General features: G+C 39.0%; 19 protein-coding genes. 7 read left to right on the forward strand and 12 right to left on the reverse strand.

Going from position 1 to position 18898, the window contains the following annotated elements; translation table 11 throughout:
- Positions 1-106: 106 nt before the first annotated feature.
- Together QM857_RS04280 and QM857_RS04285 are read left to right on the forward strand one after the other, a co-directional pair.
- Positions 107-1252, forward strand: coding sequence for a tyrosine-type recombinase/integrase (locus QM857_RS04280; RefSeq protein WP_414275170.1), 1146 nt, complete (start codon positions 107-109; stop codon positions 1250-1252).
- Between the two features lie 106 nt (positions 1253-1358).
- Positions 1359-2216 (forward strand): DUF975 family protein, encoded by an 858-nt coding sequence (locus QM857_RS04285; RefSeq protein ID WP_414275172.1) that lies wholly within the window; start codon positions 1359-1361, stop codon positions 2214-2216.
- Positions 2217-2263: 47 nt separating this feature from the next.
- Here the strand turns inward: QM857_RS04285 and QM857_RS04290 are convergent, their stop codons facing one another.
- From QM857_RS04290 to QM857_RS04325, 8 genes are all read right to left on the reverse strand, one after another.
- Complete coding sequence (locus QM857_RS04290; RefSeq protein WP_254730061.1) at positions 2264-2626, reverse strand: DUF1304 domain-containing protein; 363 nt, start codon at positions 2624-2626, stop codon at positions 2264-2266.
- A gap of 10 nt (positions 2627-2636) precedes the next feature.
- A complete protein-coding gene (locus tag QM857_RS04295) occupies positions 2637-3062 on the reverse strand; it encodes a MarR family winged helix-turn-helix transcriptional regulator (RefSeq protein WP_414275173.1) in 426 nt (141 codons plus the stop codon).
- A gap of 159 nt (positions 3063-3221) precedes the next feature.
- Positions 3222-4085 carry a DUF2262 domain-containing protein gene (locus QM857_RS04300; protein WP_414275174.1) on the reverse strand — a complete coding sequence of 288 codons (864 nt, stop codon included), beginning with the start codon at positions 4083-4085 and terminating at the stop codon, positions 3222-3224.
- Positions 4086-4235: 150 nt separating this feature from the next.
- The gene (locus tag QM857_RS04305) at positions 4236-5462 is read right to left on the reverse strand and encodes a LysM peptidoglycan-binding domain-containing protein (RefSeq protein ID WP_414275175.1); all 1227 of its coding nucleotides are present in this window, start codon (positions 5460-5462) and stop codon (positions 4236-4238) included.
- A 177-nt stretch (positions 5463-5639) separates the two neighbouring features.
- Entirely contained in the window at positions 5640-6254 is a 615-nt protein-coding gene (locus QM857_RS04310; RefSeq protein ID WP_414275176.1) for an HAD family hydrolase, read from the reverse strand.
- Between the two features lie 3 nt (positions 6255-6257).
- Entirely contained in the window at positions 6258-7538 is a 1281-nt protein-coding gene (locus tag QM857_RS04315; RefSeq protein ID WP_414275177.1) for an MATE family efflux transporter, read from the reverse strand.
- A gap of 60 nt (positions 7539-7598) precedes the next feature.
- Positions 7599-9083, reverse strand: a complete 1485-nt coding sequence (thrC, locus tag QM857_RS04320; RefSeq protein ID WP_414275178.1) for a threonine synthase — start codon at positions 9081-9083, stop codon at positions 7599-7601.
- Positions 9084-9157: 74 nt separating this feature from the next.
- On the reverse strand, positions 9158-10435 hold the full coding sequence (locus QM857_RS04325; protein ID WP_414275179.1) for a gamma-glutamylcysteine synthetase: 1278 nt from the start codon (positions 10433-10435) through the stop codon (positions 9158-9160).
- Between the two features lie 369 nt (positions 10436-10804).
- Here QM857_RS04325 and adhP point away from each other — a divergent pair, with 369 nt between their 5' ends.
- The 5 genes from adhP (at position 10805) to QM857_RS04350 (ending at position 15167) form a co-directional block, all read left to right on the forward strand.
- The gene (gene adhP / locus QM857_RS04330) at positions 10805-11824 is read left to right on the forward strand and encodes an alcohol dehydrogenase AdhP (RefSeq protein ID WP_070678633.1); all 1020 of its coding nucleotides are present in this window, start codon (positions 10805-10807) and stop codon (positions 11822-11824) included.
- Between the two features lie 435 nt (positions 11825-12259).
- A complete protein-coding gene (locus tag QM857_RS04335; protein WP_414275279.1) occupies positions 12260-13249 on the forward strand; it encodes a PTS sugar transporter subunit IIB in 990 nt (329 codons plus the stop codon).
- A gap of 29 nt (positions 13250-13278) precedes the next feature.
- Positions 13279-14091, forward strand: coding sequence for a PTS mannose/fructose/sorbose transporter subunit IIC (locus tag QM857_RS04340; RefSeq protein WP_414275180.1), 813 nt, complete (start codon positions 13279-13281; stop codon positions 14089-14091).
- A 14-nt stretch (positions 14092-14105) separates the two neighbouring features.
- Positions 14106-15017, forward strand: a complete 912-nt coding sequence (locus tag QM857_RS04345; protein ID WP_178894511.1) for a PTS system mannose/fructose/sorbose family transporter subunit IID — start codon at positions 14106-14108, stop codon at positions 15015-15017.
- Positions 15018-15077: 60 nt separating this feature from the next.
- Positions 15078-15167: an IS3 family transposase gene (locus QM857_RS04350; protein WP_367400507.1), complete on the forward strand. Its 90-nt coding sequence runs from the start codon at positions 15078-15080 to the stop codon at positions 15165-15167.
- Between the two features lie 83 nt (positions 15168-15250).
- Here QM857_RS04350 and QM857_RS04355 read toward each other — a convergent pair whose 3' ends face one another.
- From QM857_RS04355 to QM857_RS04370, 4 genes are all read right to left on the reverse strand, one after another.
- The gene (locus QM857_RS04355; protein WP_004250645.1) at positions 15251-15943 is read right to left on the reverse strand and encodes a leucine-rich repeat domain-containing protein; all 693 of its coding nucleotides are present in this window, start codon (positions 15941-15943) and stop codon (positions 15251-15253) included.
- Between the two features lie 368 nt (positions 15944-16311).
- Complete coding sequence (locus QM857_RS04360) at positions 16312-16467, reverse strand: hypothetical protein (RefSeq protein WP_414275181.1); 156 nt, start codon at positions 16465-16467, stop codon at positions 16312-16314.
- 185 nt (positions 16468-16652) lie between these two features.
- On the reverse strand, positions 16653-17258 hold the full coding sequence (locus tag QM857_RS04365) for a DUF4230 domain-containing protein (RefSeq protein WP_004250641.1): 606 nt from the start codon (positions 17256-17258) through the stop codon (positions 16653-16655).
- Positions 17259-17492: 234 nt separating this feature from the next.
- Positions 17493-18809 (reverse strand): ISL3 family transposase, encoded by a 1317-nt coding sequence (locus tag QM857_RS04370; protein WP_247922053.1) that lies wholly within the window; start codon positions 18807-18809, stop codon positions 17493-17495.
- Positions 18810-18898: the final 89 nt, after the last annotated feature.

An 18898-nucleotide genomic window follows, 5' to 3' on the forward strand; every position in this document is an offset into this window, starting at 1 on the left:
TATGACAAGCAATGGAAAAGATGATAAAAAAATACAACTATAGTTTATCATAAGTTCTACACCTTTTCAACTATGCGGGCAAGCAATCGAAAAGAAAGGACATTTTATGATAAAAAAATACATTACAAAAAAAGGAGAGACTAGATACCTCTTTCAAACATACCTGGGCATAGATCCAGCTACTGGAAAAGAAAAACGCACAACACGCCGTGGTTTTAAGACCATCAAAGAGGCCAAGGCAGTCGAACGTGATCTTCTCTTAGATGTTGAAGAAAATGGTTTTTCAAACAATAAAGATTCCCAGAACCCTACATTCGCTGAAGTTGCTGAGCTATGGCTTGAAAGCTACAAGAGCACTGTAAAACCAACAACTTATCAGAACACTAAGAAGAAACTTGATGTTATGATTGATTTGTATTTTACAGATATGAAAATTCAGCAGATCAGTGTTGCTTATTGTCAGAAGGTTGCTATAAAGTTAAGCAATCGCTATGTCCTCTATTCCAATTACTACTCTGTTATTAGCCGTATTTTCAAGTATGCCACTTCTCTTGACATCATTAAGTCAAATCCCTTAGACAAGATTATCAAGCCTAAAAATAAACCCTTAAAGGGCAAAGAAAACTACTATACAAAACAGGAGCTAACGGATTTTCTTAAAGTTTCCAAAGCAAATTTTAAGCCTGTAGACTACACTTTTTTCCACTTACTCGCTTTTTCTGGCTTGAGAACTGGAGAAGCAATCGGACTCATGTGGTCAGATGTTGACTTTGAAAATAAACGGTTAAGCATTTCTCGCACGGCTGTCGTGATTGGCAAAAAACAAACTGTTCAGGACCCTAAAACCAAAAGGAGTAAGAGGGTTATCACCTTAGATGATGAAACTCTGAATGTCTTAAAACTCTGGAAACGACAGCAAATAAAAGAATATTTCCAGGCTGGTGTGCCTTACAAACATGATTTGAATTATATTTTTACGAATGACATAGGGGGATGGCTTTTAGCCGCAACTATGAAAGTGAAGCTTAGCAGATTCTTTTGTAAACACAAAGAACTTAAAAAAATTTCGCCTCACGGATTTAGGCATACACATGCTTCTCTTCTGTTTGAAGCTGGTGTTACAGCGAAAATCATTTCAGATAGACTCGGTCACAATAATGTTCAAATCACCCTTGATATGTATACCCACATCAATGATAATCAACGTGTTGAAGTCGTTGACCAGTTCATGGATTTCATCCGCTCCAGCTAAAAGTAAAGTCGTATTCAATCTCGTATTCACTTTTGCTTAACACGCTAGACGTCCACTGTTTTCAAAGGATTAGCAAGCTATGTACTATTTATGGTATAATGAAAGAATGAAGTACCCAAAAATTAATTTAAAAGAAGTTCGCGAGCAGGCTAGACAATTTCAAGCCGAGCACCCTCGCTTGCTGCTTGTCTTTTTATTACCAAGTATTCTCTTGATTCTATCGAGCTTTATCAGACCTTTATCCCTACTTGATGAAGGTATTCTTGAACAGTCCTTCTTGAGTTTTCTAGGGATCACAATCCAGTCTGCTCTCTTTCCGATAGCCGTTGGATTTACAAGTTCCATCATCCTAGCTGGTGCTCTCTTTACCACGATTAATCTTTACAGAATTTCTGAGATAGAGCTTTCCTTTAAAGATAGTCTGTCCTTGCTTGACAACCGCTTCTTTACCCAAACATTTCTAACGCTCTTACTCAAGCGTTTCTATCTCTTTTTATGGAGCATCCCTAATCTTTTTGGAGTCTTCTTGCTCTTTTATAGCAGTGCCATGGCTCGTAAATTTGTGGAACTTCATCCCGAATTTCCATCTGTTGACGTCACCAATCCAGATATCGAACACTTCCTACTTACTTTCGCTCTCTATTTCTTTGGTAGCGTCCTAGTAATGATTTTGGGAACCATTATCTATCTGCCACAATATTATGCCTATTCCCAAGTTGAACTACTTTTATGTGACACCCTTGCAATCGGAATTGCCAAACCTAGCCGCGTGCTGCATACCAGCCGCTTTCTCATGAAAGGCTATAAGTTCCAACGCTTTGTCCTTGATTTACAGCTACTTCCTTGGTATATCCTTATCTGGATTAGCTTTGGAATCGCAAGTATCTCTATCTTCCCTTATATCTATAGTAGCCAAATCTTCTTCTATCAAAGGCTACTGGAAATCAAACGCAGAAAAGTTTAACAGCAGTTATTAAAAACCAGCACCTTCATAGAAAGTGCTGGTTGTTTTTATTTTAATAAGAGGATACTCAAAAGAGTTATGATTGCTGGACCACCTTGCTTTAGAATGATTTTTTTGTCTGCTGTTAAAGCGCCATAAGTCGCTGCTCCTATGACAAATAAAACAAAGATTGTTACGATTTCTAAGCTATGTGAGAAATAAATCCCATAGATAAGAAACACCCCAATCAAAGCATTATAAATCCCTTGGTTTTTAAACAGTGAGGTAACAGATGGTCGAGTCAACTCTTCCTTTTCCATATTAAAGACTCGGCTGGTTGCGTCTGATTGGGTTGCGATACTCTCCAAATAAAAGATATAAAAATGTTCCAAGGCAACAAGTGTTGCTAAAATAGTAGTAATGAGTGACATCGTTTTCTCCTTAAAATTCTATTTTTTCTAGACCTGATACTAGTTTTGTCAGTAAGGTTGTCAGTTCTTTCTGCTCACCAGGCGATAAGATGTTCTCCATCTGTTCCTTCACATTCAAATGATATTTAGGCGGATTGACCAAGAGTTGATTCTTGGCTTCTTGGGTTAATTCAACTAGGACTTCTCGCTGATTGATTGGATTACGCTTACGACTGACATAACCCTCTGACTCTAAAACCTTAAAATGACGGGTCAAAGCTGCCTGGTCAATCTGTAACTTCTCCTGAACGGCAGTTTGGTTACACGGTGACTTTTGCAATAAAAACTGCAGAATTTGATAGCGGGTCAAACTAATTCCCAATTGTTTCTCAAAAAGTTGAGTAATCGTCTGATCTACCAAATGGAGCTGGTACAGTAATTCATTGATTTCTGACATTTCTATTCCTTTGTTAATATTTGATTTGTCAACTATTGACTTATCAATTATAATGCAAGCAGGTTAAAAAACGCAACTATTTTGCTCACTCCGAAAACATAGCCTCTTGGTTTCAATCCCAAAAGGCTATGTTTCTTATATTCTAGATAAAATCCAGCACTAACCTACCAAATCTGCTCGAAGGATTTCTCCCTCTTTATCAATGACGACTTCAATGGCATGGCCTGCAAAAATTTCCTCGCTATCATCATAGTAGAGGGTCAATTCCCCATCTTCGTTGATCGATAGTTCACTCAAGGAAAGAGAGTTGGTGAAATACTCTTCTGTTAACTCCACATCATTTTCATCCGAATCTATCCAGTCTTGAGCTGCTTCCCACAGTTCTTTGACAATATAGTCTTTAATCCGAGCATCTTGGACTTGGAAGGTTTCCATAAATTTCTTTAGATCATCGAAAGAACTTGGAGGAAGACTTTCATCTGCATCCGCAACAAAGATAGCATGAATCTTACCGCCCTCATAAGTGATGAAGCCTTCAAACCAAGAATAGGCTCTATTTAAGGTGAATTCACCAATATCGTCTTGAATGATGACTGGTTTTTGATAGGTTTCAATCAAGGTCTCTAATCTAGCATCCGTGGATTGGTCATCTAAATATTCCAGCAAACGATAGCAGTTGTTAGCTACTTCTGACATATATGGCTCTAGCTCCATGAAGGGGCGTTTTTGACATTTGATCCGATGAATTTTGTAGGGTTCAAAACTAAATCCCCATCGCTTTTCTTCAAATTCTTCTGGAGTCAGGAGCCATTCCAAACGTCCTTCACGTTCAGAGAATTCCTGGGTTGCGACATTGACACTAGCTTTAAAATTTACTGACGGTACCTTGCATCCATCTTTTAAGGAGATTGCTCCACTTACATTTTGGAAGGTAAAAATCAAGAGCTCAACAATTTCTCCTAAAAATTCCTCTTCAAAATCATCTCTTGTTTTCTCAAATGGAGTTTTTAATCGGTTTGTCATCTTTATCATCCTTTCTCTCTATGCTTAAAATTGCCGGTATAGTTTTGTATTCGCTTACATTTTATCATGTTTGATATTTTTTTTCACTTGTAAATACTATTTTTATAAAAAAAGAAGCTACACTTTTAAATGTATAGCTTCTTATTATTCTTAGTTCATAGATACGTGAACGTGGTCATAGTGGTTTTCTGTTACGCTACCACGATCTGGCATTGGATTCCAAGTGTAAGCTGGTCCGTATTTGCTATCAAATGGTGCGTAGAAACGTTGTTTCCAGATGATGTAGCTGATGCCACGGCTAGCCATATTTTGGATAGCATAATCTGCAATTTGATCACCGAGAGCCGAGCTAACTGGGACCATGAAGTCAATCGCTAGACCTTTTCCGTGGTCACCTGGATCTCCTGGACGGTAACCACTAAATGATGTGATACCAAACAAGTTCGCAACTTCTTCTTTAAATGCCGCTGTTTGTGGTTGGAGACCTGCATTTTCTGATTTTGAAGCTGCAATACTTGCATAATCAGGAGCCGCTGGCGCTGTATAAGTTGCCGATGCACCTTGGCTTGGTTCAGCTTGGTAAGTTGCTGGAGCTGATTGAGCTTCTGTTACAGCCTCAGTTGTTGCTTCTGTTGTAGTTGTCTCCTCAACAGTAGTCATTGTTTCTTCAACTGTTGTAGTTGGTTCAGCGGCTGTAGTTGTTTCCTCAACTGTTGTAGTTGGTTCAGCGGCCGTAGTTGTTTCCTCAACTGTAGTTGTTGGTTCAGCGACCGTAGTTGTTTCCTCAACTGTAGTTGTTGGTTCAGCGACCGTAGTTGTTTCCTCAACTGTAGTTGTTGGTTCAGCGACCGTAGTTGTTTCTTCAACGATAGGTGCCGCAGCTTCAGTAGTTGCTTCTGCTGTTGTTACTTCTGACGATACTGTAGTTTCTGCTACAGCTTCAGTTTCTTCAACTGGTTGTGTCAAATCTTCGACTTGAACAGTTTGTTCATCTACTGTTACTTGATTCGTTGTTAAATCTGCTGTTGCACTTGCTACATCAGAACCAACTTCTTGAGGTGTATAAACCTCAACCTCTGTTACTTCTTCATTGTCGTTAACAGTTGTAGTCAGTACAGTTTCTGGGAAAATCAAATCAATATTAGTGATTTTGTTCAAGTTTACAAGGACATTTAAGTCTACTCCCAAAGCCTCTGCAATCGTGCTTAGGGTATCTCCGTACTTAATTGTGTAACTTGTTTTATTTTCGCTTTTAGCAATATCGTTTTGAATTTGCTCAACTGTACGTGGTGACCATACAATTTCTTCTGCTTGAGTCGCCAAGGTAGGGGCAAGTGATAGAGCTACTGTTGATGCTAAAATAATTCGTTTCTTCATACTATTCAAACTCCTTTTCAAATGTAGTACCTTTCTATCATAACATAAAGAAAAAAGAAAAAAAGCCCTTTGGGGGCTATTTAATAAAACTGTCTAGTCTCTGTAACAAACCACATTAATTGAAATAGTATGTATGAATTTTGTCACAAAGCTGACATATTCTCTTTCATAAAACTTTCATAAAGAGAGAGAAGGAATATCCGCTAAACAAGAAATCTGATGATTGCAATCCACCGGAGTTCCAAGGAAATTGATACTCTGGATGCCACTGTTTTGAGCAAATTCGATATCCAAAGTACGGTCCCCTATATAAAAGGTGCGGTCTGGTTTTAAATGGTATTTACTGATAAGGTAGGTCGCTGCTTCTGGACTTGGTTTACGAGCAAAACCGCTCTGGCTTGTCAAAATTTCTGTGAAATAAACATCCAATCCCAAATCTCGTAAAATAGTCAAGGCATTCTCGCCTTTGTGGGTGTAGACAAATTGCTTAATTCCTTGCTGATTTGCCCAGGCTAAAACCTCGCGCGCCCCCGGCATCAAGATGACCTGGGCATTCTTTTCAGCCAAGCTCTGAGCACGGACTTGATTGAGCCTATCAACATCCAAGCCTCTTTCTTCTGCCACTTGCACTAGTAAATTCTGGACAGAGTATTTCAAGATAAAAGCTCGAACTTTTTCCTTGTCAAAAGGAATGGAAAACTGTGCATAGGTCTCCTCAATTCCTGACAAAATAGCTTCATAGGAGTCCAACAAGGTTCCATCCAAATCCCAAATAAAAGCCGTTTCTTGCATTTTTTATCCTTTCAATGTCATATAAGATTTGTAACGATAGCGTAGAAAAATCCAACGGAAACCATTATCCAAAAGTGTTCCTGCCCAGATACCAGGCAACCCCCATCCAAGAACAATTCCCATCAGGTAACCAGTCCCAATACGGATGCCCCACATTCCAATACTTGTCGCATAAAAGGGAAGTCGGGCATTTCCCAAACCTTGCCAGACAGCTGTATAAATGACCGTTCCCGTTGTCATAGGAGTCCCTAAAAGTGAAAAAAGAGTCACTAAAACACTGGCTTTGATAGCCACAGAATCGCTGGTGTAGAGATAGCTTAGTGGTGTCCCGAGAGCATAGATACTAAGTGTTAAAGGCAACATGAGAAAGAAAGACAACCAAAAAGTTCGCTTACTTAGTCTGTCCACCCTTGCCCAATCATCCTCCCCTACTGCTCGAGCCACCTGCATGACTGTTGCTGTCGCAACACCAAAAGCAGGCATATAGTTGAACTGAGTCAAAACTTCACCGATAGCATTTCCCGCGACTGCCTCCGTCCCAAAGGAAACAACCAAGGCAATAATGACTACATCACCAGCCCTCATCATGAGACGTTCTCCCGCTGCAGGTAACGCCAAGGTCAGCAGGTCTTTATCCAGTCCAAACGTCGGTCTCATATATGGAAGTTTTAATTGTGACCACAAAATTACAACCCCGATCAAACGAGACAAAATAGTCCCCCAAGCTACACCAGCTATCCCCATATCAAGGATAAAAATGGCGACACTTGAAAAAAGGATATTTAAAGCATTGGCTAAAAAACTAACATAAAGCGGCAGTCGAGGATTGTGGGTAGCGCGAATCAAGGCCCCTAAACTAGTCATTAAGCCCAGGAGAACGATTGTCCCGCCAACTAAAGATAGGTATAAGCCTCCACTTTCAGCCACAACCTGTTCAGTACCCAAAAGACCAATCATCTCTTGACCTGCAAAGATGGACAAGCTACCTAAAATTAAACTCAATAGCAAGGTTATCTTGAGAGCTTCTGTCACATGGTAGGCCAGTCTAGACTGGTCCTTCTGCCCCAAACTTTTTGAAATGACGCTTGAAATCGCAGCTCCTAGAGCAATAAAAATTGCCTGGTAAATGGTGATAATATTGCTCGCTACAGATACACCCGAAATGGCTATCAAACCTAGATGGGCCACCAGATAACTATCCACCATTCCCATGAGCATCTGCAAGAAATTTTCACCCATGGCTGGCAAAGCAATGTTGAGAATGTCTTTATTTTTCTTAAACAATCCTTCCTCCTGATGAAAAGAAACTCAGTTAGTTTCCCAACCGAGTTTACTTCCTCTGTTTTAAAGTCCTAGATAAGATTCTACTGCAGCCTGCATATCTGCTGCTGCAACAGTTGTCTTGTGACGAACCGGAGCTGTTTCGAGACCATCAACTGCTGGTGGTACCGCGACACCTGAGATTTCGTGTAATTGAGCCAAGGCCTCAAAGTCACTAAGCCCTGATTGTCCAGTTACAGCTTCTACTGCAACGACTGGGAATTTGTATGGACTAGCTGTTGACGCAATCACAGTCTTTGTCGCATCACCTGTCTCTGCTTGGTATTTCTTATAAACAGCTGAGGCAACCGCTGTATGAGGATCCTCAATATAAGAATCAACCTCATAGACACGCTTGATTTCTGCTGCGGTCTCTGCTTCTGTCGCATACTCAGCTGCAAAGAGGTCAAGGATCTCTGCATCAAAATCTGTCAATTCATATTGTCCTTGAGTGTTCAAGGCATTCATGAGTTCAGCTGTCTTAACCGCATCATTTCCCAAAAGATGGAAAATCAAGCGCTCCAAGTTTGAAGAAACCAAGATATCCATAGACGGGCTAGTAGTTACCTTAAACTCACGCTTCTTGTCGTAGACACGAGTCTTAAAGAAGTCTGTCAAGACATTGTTGTCGTTTGAAGCGCAGATCAATTTGCCGACTGGTAGACCGATTTGCTTAGCGTAAAAGGCAGCCAAGATATTTCCAAAGTTTCCTGTCGGTACAGTGAAGTTGACCTTGTCACCAGCCACAATCTCGCCAGTCTTAACAAGCTGAGCGTAGGCATACACATAATAGACAATCTGTGGCACCAAACGACCGATATTCATAGAGTTAGCTGATGAAAATTGTAACTTGTTGGTTGCCAATTTCTCACGAAGAGCCACATCGTTGAACATATGCTTCACGTTGGTTTGGGCATCATCAAAGTTCCCATCGATGGCGATGACATGAGTATTATCACCAGTCTGAGTGGTCATTTGTAACTCTTGCACCTTGCTGACACCGTCTTTTGGATAAAAGACGATGATTTCAGTTCCTGGAACATCTGCAAATCCAGCCATGGCAGCCTTCCCAGTGTCCCCAGATGTTGCTGTCAAGATGACAATCTTGTTTTCCAAGCCATGTTTCTTAGCAGCTGTCGTCATAAAGTATGGCAAGATGGACAAGGCCATATCTTTAAAGGCAATGGTTGAACCGTGGAAAAGTTCCAAGTTGTATTGGCCATCAAGTTTGACAAGAGGAGCAATGGCTGGCGTATCAAACTTGCTGTCATAGGCATTGTTGATACAGTGGTCCAACTCTTCTGCTGTAAAATCATCCAAGAAGGCTGACAAGACAAGTTTAGCCACTTCTTGGTAAGAAGCATCTTTTAATGTGTCAAAATCCAAATCTACCTTTGGATAACTAACCGGAGTAAACAAACCTCCATCAGTTGCCAAACCTTGCAAAATTGCTTGGCTGGCCGTTACTGTATTTTTCGCATCACGCGTTGATTGATAAACTAATGTCATAAATCTCTATCCTTTATCTATAGTCTTATTCATTATAACATGATTTTTCAGAAAATTCTCCCTTTATAAGAAAATTATAAGGTCATTTCTTCTTTTAAAGGCTCTAAGTAGGTCATTTCACTTTGACCTCTCATCTCAAGACCTTGCTCTGCTATAGCTAGCAAGTCTTTGGAGAAACGTACAATCCCAGCTTTCTCCTCGTCTGTGAGCTGCTTCTTAGAAAATTGTCGTCTCAAAGACTTGTAATCACGACCAAAACTTTCAAAGAAAGGAGCTGTTTCTAGGTAAGCTTCAAGCTTGTCTAAATTCACCAAAAGTCCCAAGTGAAAGGCTGCCGAAGCAAAAGTGCGGTCTAGGGGTTGTGTACAAACACTCCGAAATTCGACTGTTCCTCGAGTTGTTAAGTCTTGGAATTGATAACTACGGTGCGTTTGAAAATCCTTTTCTTGAGGGACAAGCAGAGTCTCTTTCCCATTTAAAGTATAAGCATGAATCTCATCAGTAGCTAGGTAATCTCTAGCACGAATCGGAGAAAAATAATAGGTTTCTCCATCTCGTTCTGCTGTGAAAATCGCAGAGTGGTCTAGATAATCAAAGAAATCATCCTCATCTTTGAAGAGTTTTGAATTGACACCAACGTTCTCTGGATAAATCCCATGCATAGAGTCTTCCCAAAAAATATCTCGTGAAATCTGAGTATCCCAGTCTGCTCCAGAAAACTCAGAATTGGCAAACAGGTAAGCTTTGGCTGACTCAATCTGAGTGAAAGCATTGATGACACGTAGGTAGTTAGCGGTCGAAACATCCAACTGGACTTGACTCCCGCAGATGAAGGCCCCGTATTGTGGAAAGTCATGTAAATGCGCACTTTCTTGGTGACTCCCCATACGCAGATAATCCATCAGCATCTGATAGCGTGGATAAGCTACAGGTCTATTATCATTGATATCCCAGTTCGGGTGAATCCCCCAACCTTGGATAGCATGTTCCTTTTCACCTAGCTTTTCTTGGATTACCTTCATATAGGCCTGAAAACGTCCTTCAACCTCTTGGATATTCTGAGCCCTACCAAAGGCAAACTCCAAGGTTGTATAAGAAACTTCAAACAAAATCCGATCTTGACTCGCCGGTTCTACAAGTTGAATCGAATTGCCCTCCTGGTCTACCTTTTCAACTTCCAGACTGAGAGCATCAACCAAAAAATTCATCAAGTCCTTGCTGACTTCAATATCTGTAGGTTGGCCTTTCGTATGAACGATAGGAAACTCCAACTCAATACCGATGTAGAGATCTGGATTTTCTTTGATATTTTTTAAATAGCGGTCTTTTAATAACTGAATTGAAGGGGACATACATACCTCTCACTCTAACTTCTCATACTAGAAAATAAATTACTCTCTATTATACCAAAAACTCCTAGAGATGAATCTTAGAAAATCTGTTTGCAAGCTCACTCCCTAGATTTGAGGCCAAACAAGTTTCTCTTTATATGAAATTTTACATGAATACGTTAGATATCATTGTGCAAATTTCACAGCATCATCAACCAGTTAAGCGATTTCATATATTTTTGCATAAATCTCCTTGCATTATATCAAATATTGTGATATAATTCACATATAGACAAAAAGAGGGCAGTTCAAATTTGACTTCACTTGAATCACGATTTAAGGCAAGCCCCTTTTCCTCTGCACCTCAACTACTAACCAAGGAGGATAGCTATGAAAGCTGTTGTTGTAAATCCAGAAAGCACTGGTGTTGCTATTGAAGAAAAAGTGCTCCGTCCTCTCGAAAATGGCGAAGCACTTGTTGAAGTTGAGTACTGTGGTGTTTGCCATACAGATCTCCACGTTGCCCATGGTGACTTTGGAAAAGTTCCAGGACGTGTTCTCGGTCACGAAGGGATTGGTATCGTAAAAGAAATCGCTCCTGATGTTAAGAGTCTAAAAGTTGGTGACCGTGTCAGCGTAGCTTGGTTCTTTGAAGGCTGTGGCATGTGTGAATATTGTACAACCGGACGCGAAACCCTTTGCCGTACAGTAAAAAATGCTGGCTACTCAGTTGATGGTGGTATGGCAGAACAATGTATCGTAACTGCAGATTATGCCGTTAAGGTTCCAGAAGGTCTCGATCCAGCCCAAGCTTCTTCAATCACTTGTGCCGGTGTTACTACCTACAAGGCTATCAAAGAAGCAAAAGTTGAGCCAGGCCAATGGGTTGTACTCTATGGTGCTGGAGGACTTGGTAACTTAGCTGTTCAATACGCTAAAAAAGTATTCAACGCTCACGTTATCGCAGTAGATATTAACAACGATAAACTTGCTCTAGCTAAAGAAGTCGGTGCTGATATCGTGATTAATGGTCTTGAAGTCGAAGATGTTCCAGGCCTTATCAAAGAAAAAACAAACGGTGGTGCTCACTCAGCTGTCGTAACAGCTGTATCAAAAGTTGCCTTCAACCAAGCAGTTGACTCTGTTCGTGCAGGTGGTCGTGTAGTAGCTGTCGGACTCCCTTCAGAAATGATGGATCTAAGTATCGTTAAAACAGTTCTTGACGGTATTCAGGTCATCGGTTCCCTTGTTGGTACACGTAAAGATTTGGAAGAAGCTTTCCAATTTGGTGCTGAAGGTCTCGTTGTTCCAGTTGTTCAAAAACGGCCTGTCGAAGATGCCATTGCTGTCTTTGATGAAATGGCTGCTGGCACCATCCAAGGTCGCATGGTTCTAGACTTTACTCATTAAGATAGATAATAAATTCCAAAACGAGGTAGGGACAAAAGACCCCACCTCGTTTTTTAGCAATAAAATTTTGATATAGCAATTTATTGAACTTAAAGTTCTTTTTTTTTACGCTCAAGAACACTATTGACAAAACGTCATTTTACTATCCACATTCTTTAAGCATCCAACGGTTGAAGTATAGGGCTAGAAATAAGATACCGATTTGCTTCGTCGATTTCTGTACTATGACTTTTTTATATTAAATTTCCCATACTTACCTTCAAAATCTTATCTAAAGATATTGATATATCAATGTTTGGAATGACAGGTTTGTTACGCTGCTTTTTAGGATTTATTATAAGTAGTTGATTTTTTGCTGAAAACGGTTTATACTTAAAGAGTCTTAAAGTTTTCTTAAACTACAAGTCAAACATTTTATAAGGAGGAATGACAATAATGAGTATCGGAATCATTATTGCGAGTCACGGTGAATTTGCCGCGGGTATTCATCAGTCAGGATCTATGATCTTTGGTGAACAAGAAAAGGTTCAAGTTGTAACCTTTATGCCAAACGAAGGTCCAGATGATTTATACGCAAAATTCAACAATGCTGTAGCTGCATTTGACGCAGAAGATGAGGTTCTAGTCTTGGCTGACCTTTGGAGTGGTTCTCCATTTAACCAAGCTAGCCGCGTAATGGGAGAAAATCCTGAGCGTAAATTTGCCATCATCACAGGACTTAACTTGCCGATGTTGATCCAAGCCTACACCGAACGCCTGATGGACGCTAATGCCGGAGTGGCTAAAGTTGCTGCGAACATCATTAAAGAAGCCAAAGATGGCATCAAGGCTCTTCCAGAAGAGCTAAACCCAGCTGAGGAAGTTGCAGTTGCTGCAACTGCTCCTGTAGCCCAAGCTGCTATTCCAGAAGGAACAGTTATCGGAGACGGTAAATTGAAAATCAATCTTGCACGTCTTGACACACGTCTCCTTCACGGACAAGTCGCAACTGCTTGGACACCAGATTCAAAAGCAGACCGTATCATCGTTGCTTCAGATAACGTTGCAAACGACGAATTGCGTAAAGAGTTGATCAAACAAGCTGCTCCTAACGGAGTAAAAGCTAACGTTGTGCCAATCAAAAAATTGATTGAGGTTGCAAAAGACCCTCGTTTTGGTAACACACACGCCCTTATCTTGTTTGAAACACCTCAAGATGCCCTTCGTGCTATCGAAGGCGGTGTACCAATCAAGACTCTTAACGTTGGTTCAATGGCTCACTCAACTGGTAAAACAATGATCAACAACGTATTGTCAATGGACAAAGACGACGTTGCTACATTTGAAAAAATGCGTGACCTTGGTGTTGAATTTGACGTACGTAAAGTACCAAACGACACGAAAAAAGATTTGTTTGACTTGATTAGCAAAGCTAACGTTCAATAATTAACATTAAATAGAAAAGGAATAAAACCATGTCAGATATTTCAATCATTTCTGCTATCTTGGTTGTAGTTGTTGCCTTCTTCGCAGGTCTTGAAGGTATCCTCGACCAATTCCAATTCCATCAACCAATCGTAGCATGTACCCTCATCGGTCTTGTAACTGGTAACCTCGAAGCAGGGGTTATGCTTGGTGGATCACTTCAAATGATTGCCCTTGGTTGGGCTAACATCGGAGCAGCCGTAGCTCCTGACGCTGCTCTTGCTTCTGTTGCTGCTGCAATTATCATGATTAAAGGTGGTAACTTTACTACTGAAGGTATCGCAGTCGCAACTGCAACTGCAATCCCTCTTGCCGTAGCTGGACTTTTCTTGACAATGATCGTTCGTACAATCTCAGTTGGTTTGGTTCACACTGCAGATGCTGCTGCTAAAGAAGGAAACATTGCAGCTGTTGAACGCGCTCACTACTTTGCCCTTATTCTTCAAGGTCTTCGTATCGCTGTTCCTGCAGCCTTCCTTATTGCTATCCCAGCTTCTGCTGTTCAAGATGCTCTTAAATTGATGCCAGACTGGTTGAACGGTGGTATGGCTGTCGGTGGTGCCATGGTCGTTGCCGTTGGTTACGCTTTGGTTATCAACATGATGGCTACTCGTGAAGTATGGCCATTCTTTGCTATCGGTTTTGCTCTTGCAGCAATTTCTCAATTGACTTTGATTGCCCTTGGTGTCATCGGTGTTGCCCTTGCCTTCATCTACCTCAACCTTTCTAAACAAGGTGGAAACGCCGGCGGAGGAGCTGCAACTTCTAACGATCCAATCGGTGATATCCTAGAAGACTACTAGAAAGGGGAACAATCATGGCTGAAAAAATTCAATTATCAAAATCAGATCGCCAAAAAGTTTGGTGGCGTTCACAATTCCTTCAAGGTTCTTGGAACTACGAACGTATGCAAAACTTGGGTTGGGCTTACTCTTTGATCCCAGCTATCAAGAAACTTTACACTAAAAAAGAAGACCAAGCAGCTGCTCTTGAGCGTCACCTTGAATTCTTCAACACTCACCCATACGTAGCTGCTCCAATCATGGGGGTTACTCTTGCACTTGAAGAAGAACGCGCTAACGGTACTGAAATCGATGACGCTGCTATCCAAGGTGTTAAGATTGGTATGATGGGACCTCTTGCTGGTATCGGTGACCCAGTCTTCTGGTTTACAGTTCGTCCAATCCTTGGTGCCCTTGGTGCTTCACTTGCTGCAACTGGTAACATCGTTGGCCCGCTTCTCTTCTTCTTTGGATGGAATGCAATCCGTATGTCTTTCCTTTGGTACACACAAGAGTTTGGTTACAAGGCTGGATCTGAAATCACTAAAGACATGTCAGGTGGTATCTTGAAAGACATCACTAAAGGAGCTTCTATCCTTGGTATGTTCATCCTTGCCGTTCTTGTACAACGTTGGGTTTCTATCAACTTCACTGTCAATCTTCCAGGTAAACAATTGGCAGAAGGTGCTTACATCAACTTCCCAGAAGGCGCTGTTACAGGTGGAGAATTGAAGGGTATTCTTGGTCAAGCACTTAGTGGTTTGAGTTTGGATAGCGTTCAACCACAAACGCTTCAAGGTCAGTTGAACTCATTGATCCCAGGATTGATGGGACTTCTCCTTACTTTCCTTTGCATGTGGTTGCTTAAGAAAAAAGTATCTCCAATCACAATCATCCTTGCACTCTTTGCAGTTGGTATCGCAGCTCGTTACTTCGGTATCATGTAATCTCGGTGAGAATATACAAACAAAAAAGAATCAGGTTTATCACCTGATTCTTTTGGCTCTTTGTCAAATAGTGTTGATGAAGAACCTAATGAAAAAAGAATCCAACAAAAATTGGACTACCTGTCTCCGGTTGAATACCGAAGACGGTAGCCCTAGGGTGTTTTTATTAAATTCTCACTTTTTGGGGTCAGTCCCTAAGCCTGATAGTAGTTTCTTGTTCATACTATTCCCCTTTAGTCATTTACTACTTTGAGTCCTAAACTATTGGCAGCCTCTTCTGCCTTTGATCCCTTAGGTGTATGGATTTCTACATTCTTATTTGAATTTTCTGGGAAGTAAAATAAGTCTGTTATTTCAATTACACTTTCAGGTATTGTGATCGATTTGATTGATGGTGTGTCTGAAAATACCAATTGACCAATTGATTTTGTTCCTTCTGGAAATACAACAGACTCTAGAGAACTTGCTCCTAAAAATGCGTGATCATCAACAGTTTCTAATGATGTTCCTAAATAAATGTACTTCAATGCTTTATCTTGACCAAAAGATGACTCTCCAACATATCTTACTGTATCTGGTAAGACGATTGCTTCACATTTTTCAAGATTTGCCATACCACGCTGTGCAATCGCTATAACAGGTTTACCATTAATGGTTTTTGGTACACGAACAACCTTGTCGTCAGAAGTACAACTATAGATTGCGTATCCTTCTTGCCACTCTTCATATGTGAAGTACTTTTCATCTGTATCCGGGAAGTCTTTGAAGTTCTTCTCTGTTACTTCAGAGTTATTTGTTGTGGTATTTTTTGTTTCTATTGTAGAAGTACTTGTTGTGGTATTTTGTTTTGACTCCTTAGGTCCGCATCCTACTAAACCTGATAAGAGTACTGCTGCACATAAGCCTGATAATAGTTTCTTGTTCATTATTTCTCCTCCTAATATTTTATGAATATATTAATACCTATATGTTATAAGATGTAGATATTCTTGCTAATATCAAATATTTCTATTTAATCTTCCTATAAATATACGCATGTTAATATATTAATATCTTTAAGTATTTATAACTATAGTTCCTTAATTTTCCCAGTAAAAAACGAAAGGCACCACAAGTTATTTATATGTTTTCTTTAAACGATTCATGTACTTCTGTCGCAACTTCTCGCCCGTCTTTAATTGCGGTTGCGATAGATTGAGGACCTAAATATGCATCACCTGTTATTATTTATTTCTATTGTATTCTGATGTTGACCGAAAGTCAAATTTTTACCTTTCATCTAGAACACTAAAGTCTACTTTTGTTCAATTGCTGCAACGACAAGATCACATGGAATAATATGTTCACTACCTGCCACTTCATGCGTTAATCTTCTTCCACTTTCATCTGATTCACCAAGTTCCATTGTAATAACCTTTACACCAGTTACTTTCCCACTCTCATCACGCAATACTTCTTTAATATTCTCTAAGAAATGGAATGTAACACCTTCATTGTGTGCATCTTTGATTTAATGGATGTTGGCCTTTTTGTATACACTAAAATAGAGTTGGTGGAAAATTTCCATCAACCCTAAAAATTATAGAACCACACAAAACGCTGACCAGAGATGGTCAGGGTTTTGTATTTCAAAAATTATTCTGTAAATTCTATAGTTACTTTTACTTCAGAATCCATTGAAGAAAATATTGTTTTATAATAATTGATTGCAGATTCTTTAATTTCACTCTTAAATTTATCTAAATACTCTGCTTGTTTATCACTAGAAAGTTGGTTTGTGACCAATTTCCCAGTATCAACATCTTCTGTAGTCCCACTTAATAACTCTCCATGACTATCATATAAATCATAAGGATCATCTTTTGAAAGTTCAACACCAATTACTTCCAATTTTGGAACAATAACCTTATATTCTTTTTCGCTTATTTGTTCAACCTTTACACTACTTTTAATTCCAAATTTAGCGTTATAATTTAAAATTACTAATGCTGCTTTTTTAGAGAACGGCACATCAAACCCAAAAACTTGAGTTGTTTTTGTTTCAGAAATAATTTCATTAATTCCCGCATTCAAAAATACAACTTCATTCACTTTTTCAATACTTTCGATATTAATTGACGATTTGACTTCTGATTTATGTTCCTTAGGTAAGAAAAATAGCACTCCAATAGCTATAATAGCTATTAATACCAGATTCAATAGAACACTAAACTTATTAAATTTCTTCTTTAATATAGACAAGATAAAAAAACCTCACTTTAAATAATCTATCTAAATTTTACACATTCTAAAGAAAACAGTCAATATTTTTTCGTACTATCTTCTAAAATTAATTGTGCCTATTAAAAATGAAATTAGTTTGTTGCATTTGATTATATTTTTTGAACACCAAATCCATTTAAAATTGAGTGCTATTTTGAGCACTAAAAAAGGGCTCTTTGTCAAATAGTGTTGATGAAGAAATTTAGGAAGGGATTAAGCAACTAATTGTTGCTTAATTCCTTTTTGTTTTGGGCCAAACATTTTTGTTATTAAAATAATCCTATTTCTAAAATAGTAATAGTTTCTAAAGCCGTAGGCATTTCTTTTAAGCACTTTTATTTTATTGTTTATTCCTTCAATAGGGCCATTTGTTCTAGTTGGATACTCACAAGTATTTTGAATATATGGCAAGTAAGTCATAAGAGTCTTTAATACTCTTTTTAAACCAGGAGATAGGTCTAATTGCGTAGCTGCTTCAATCGTTTCCTTGAATTCTATATAATCTCTATCCTGTATACATTCACGAGGTGAATGTACAACCTCATAATCATTTTTTAGAGATGGATTGTTTTCTAAGATATAATCTACGATTCCTTTACTTGTTATGAAGCTTTCAAAAAGCTTATAACGATTATATTTATAGTTCTGAAGTTCATTAGGGTTCTTTAAAATTAACTTCCAATAATGTTTTAACTTTCGATATAATTTAGGATTTTTATAACGATGCTGATTCATGATACGTACCCGAGTTCGATTTAGTTCTCTATTCAAGGCTTGTACAATGTGAAAAGGATCAATGATAATTTTTGCGTTAAGAAACATTTCTTTTATTAATTGAATGTATGGCAAGTACATATCGATGGAGATAGTTTTCACCTTTAATCTAGTCTTAGGCTCAAAACGATAAAAATATTGTTTCAAACTGTAAGATTTTCTATCTCGTACAACATCGACCAACTTGTGTGTAGTGCTATCACAAATAATGAAGCTCATATTACTATCGGAAGATTTAACAGATTTAAATTCATCAAAACACAAATGCTCGGGTAAATCATGTAATGGTTTAATCGTTAATAATCGTGCTGTATCATCTATGATACGTCTAACGGTATGAATTGAAACATTTGTTTCTTTGGCAATATATGTTTCAGATACTGTTTCACTTATTTTTGCCTTAATTTCATTTTTTAATCGTTTCGAGATATGACAGTATTTTTCTACAATTCGACTAGTATCTGCAGTAAATGAAGAACCACATTCTCTACAGAGAAATCTCTGATTTCGTAGATTTAAGTAGGCTGGAAGGCCTGAAACAGAACAGAGAGTGATACGAGAAGTTTTCGTCCCGTTTTTAACTATATTGTTATTTTGGCTAACGCACCCACAAACGGCACAAAATTCTGGTTTATGCGTATATGTAGCTGAATAAAATAAAGATTTTCTATTTTTTAATATCTTCTCTTGAACATTATTATCCCAAATAATGTTTTTATCTTTGATTTGTAGTGTAGCTTCTAGTATATTGTTCATATGGTCATCATTCTTTTGTTTTAGGTTTAGGCGCTTTTAATATAATGGATGTTGGCCTTTTTGTATACACTAAAATAGGGTTGGTGGAA

This window comes from Streptococcus infantis, assembly GCF_047463315.1.
GTDB lineage: Bacteria > Bacillota > Bacilli > Lactobacillales > Streptococcaceae > Streptococcus > Streptococcus infantis_AB.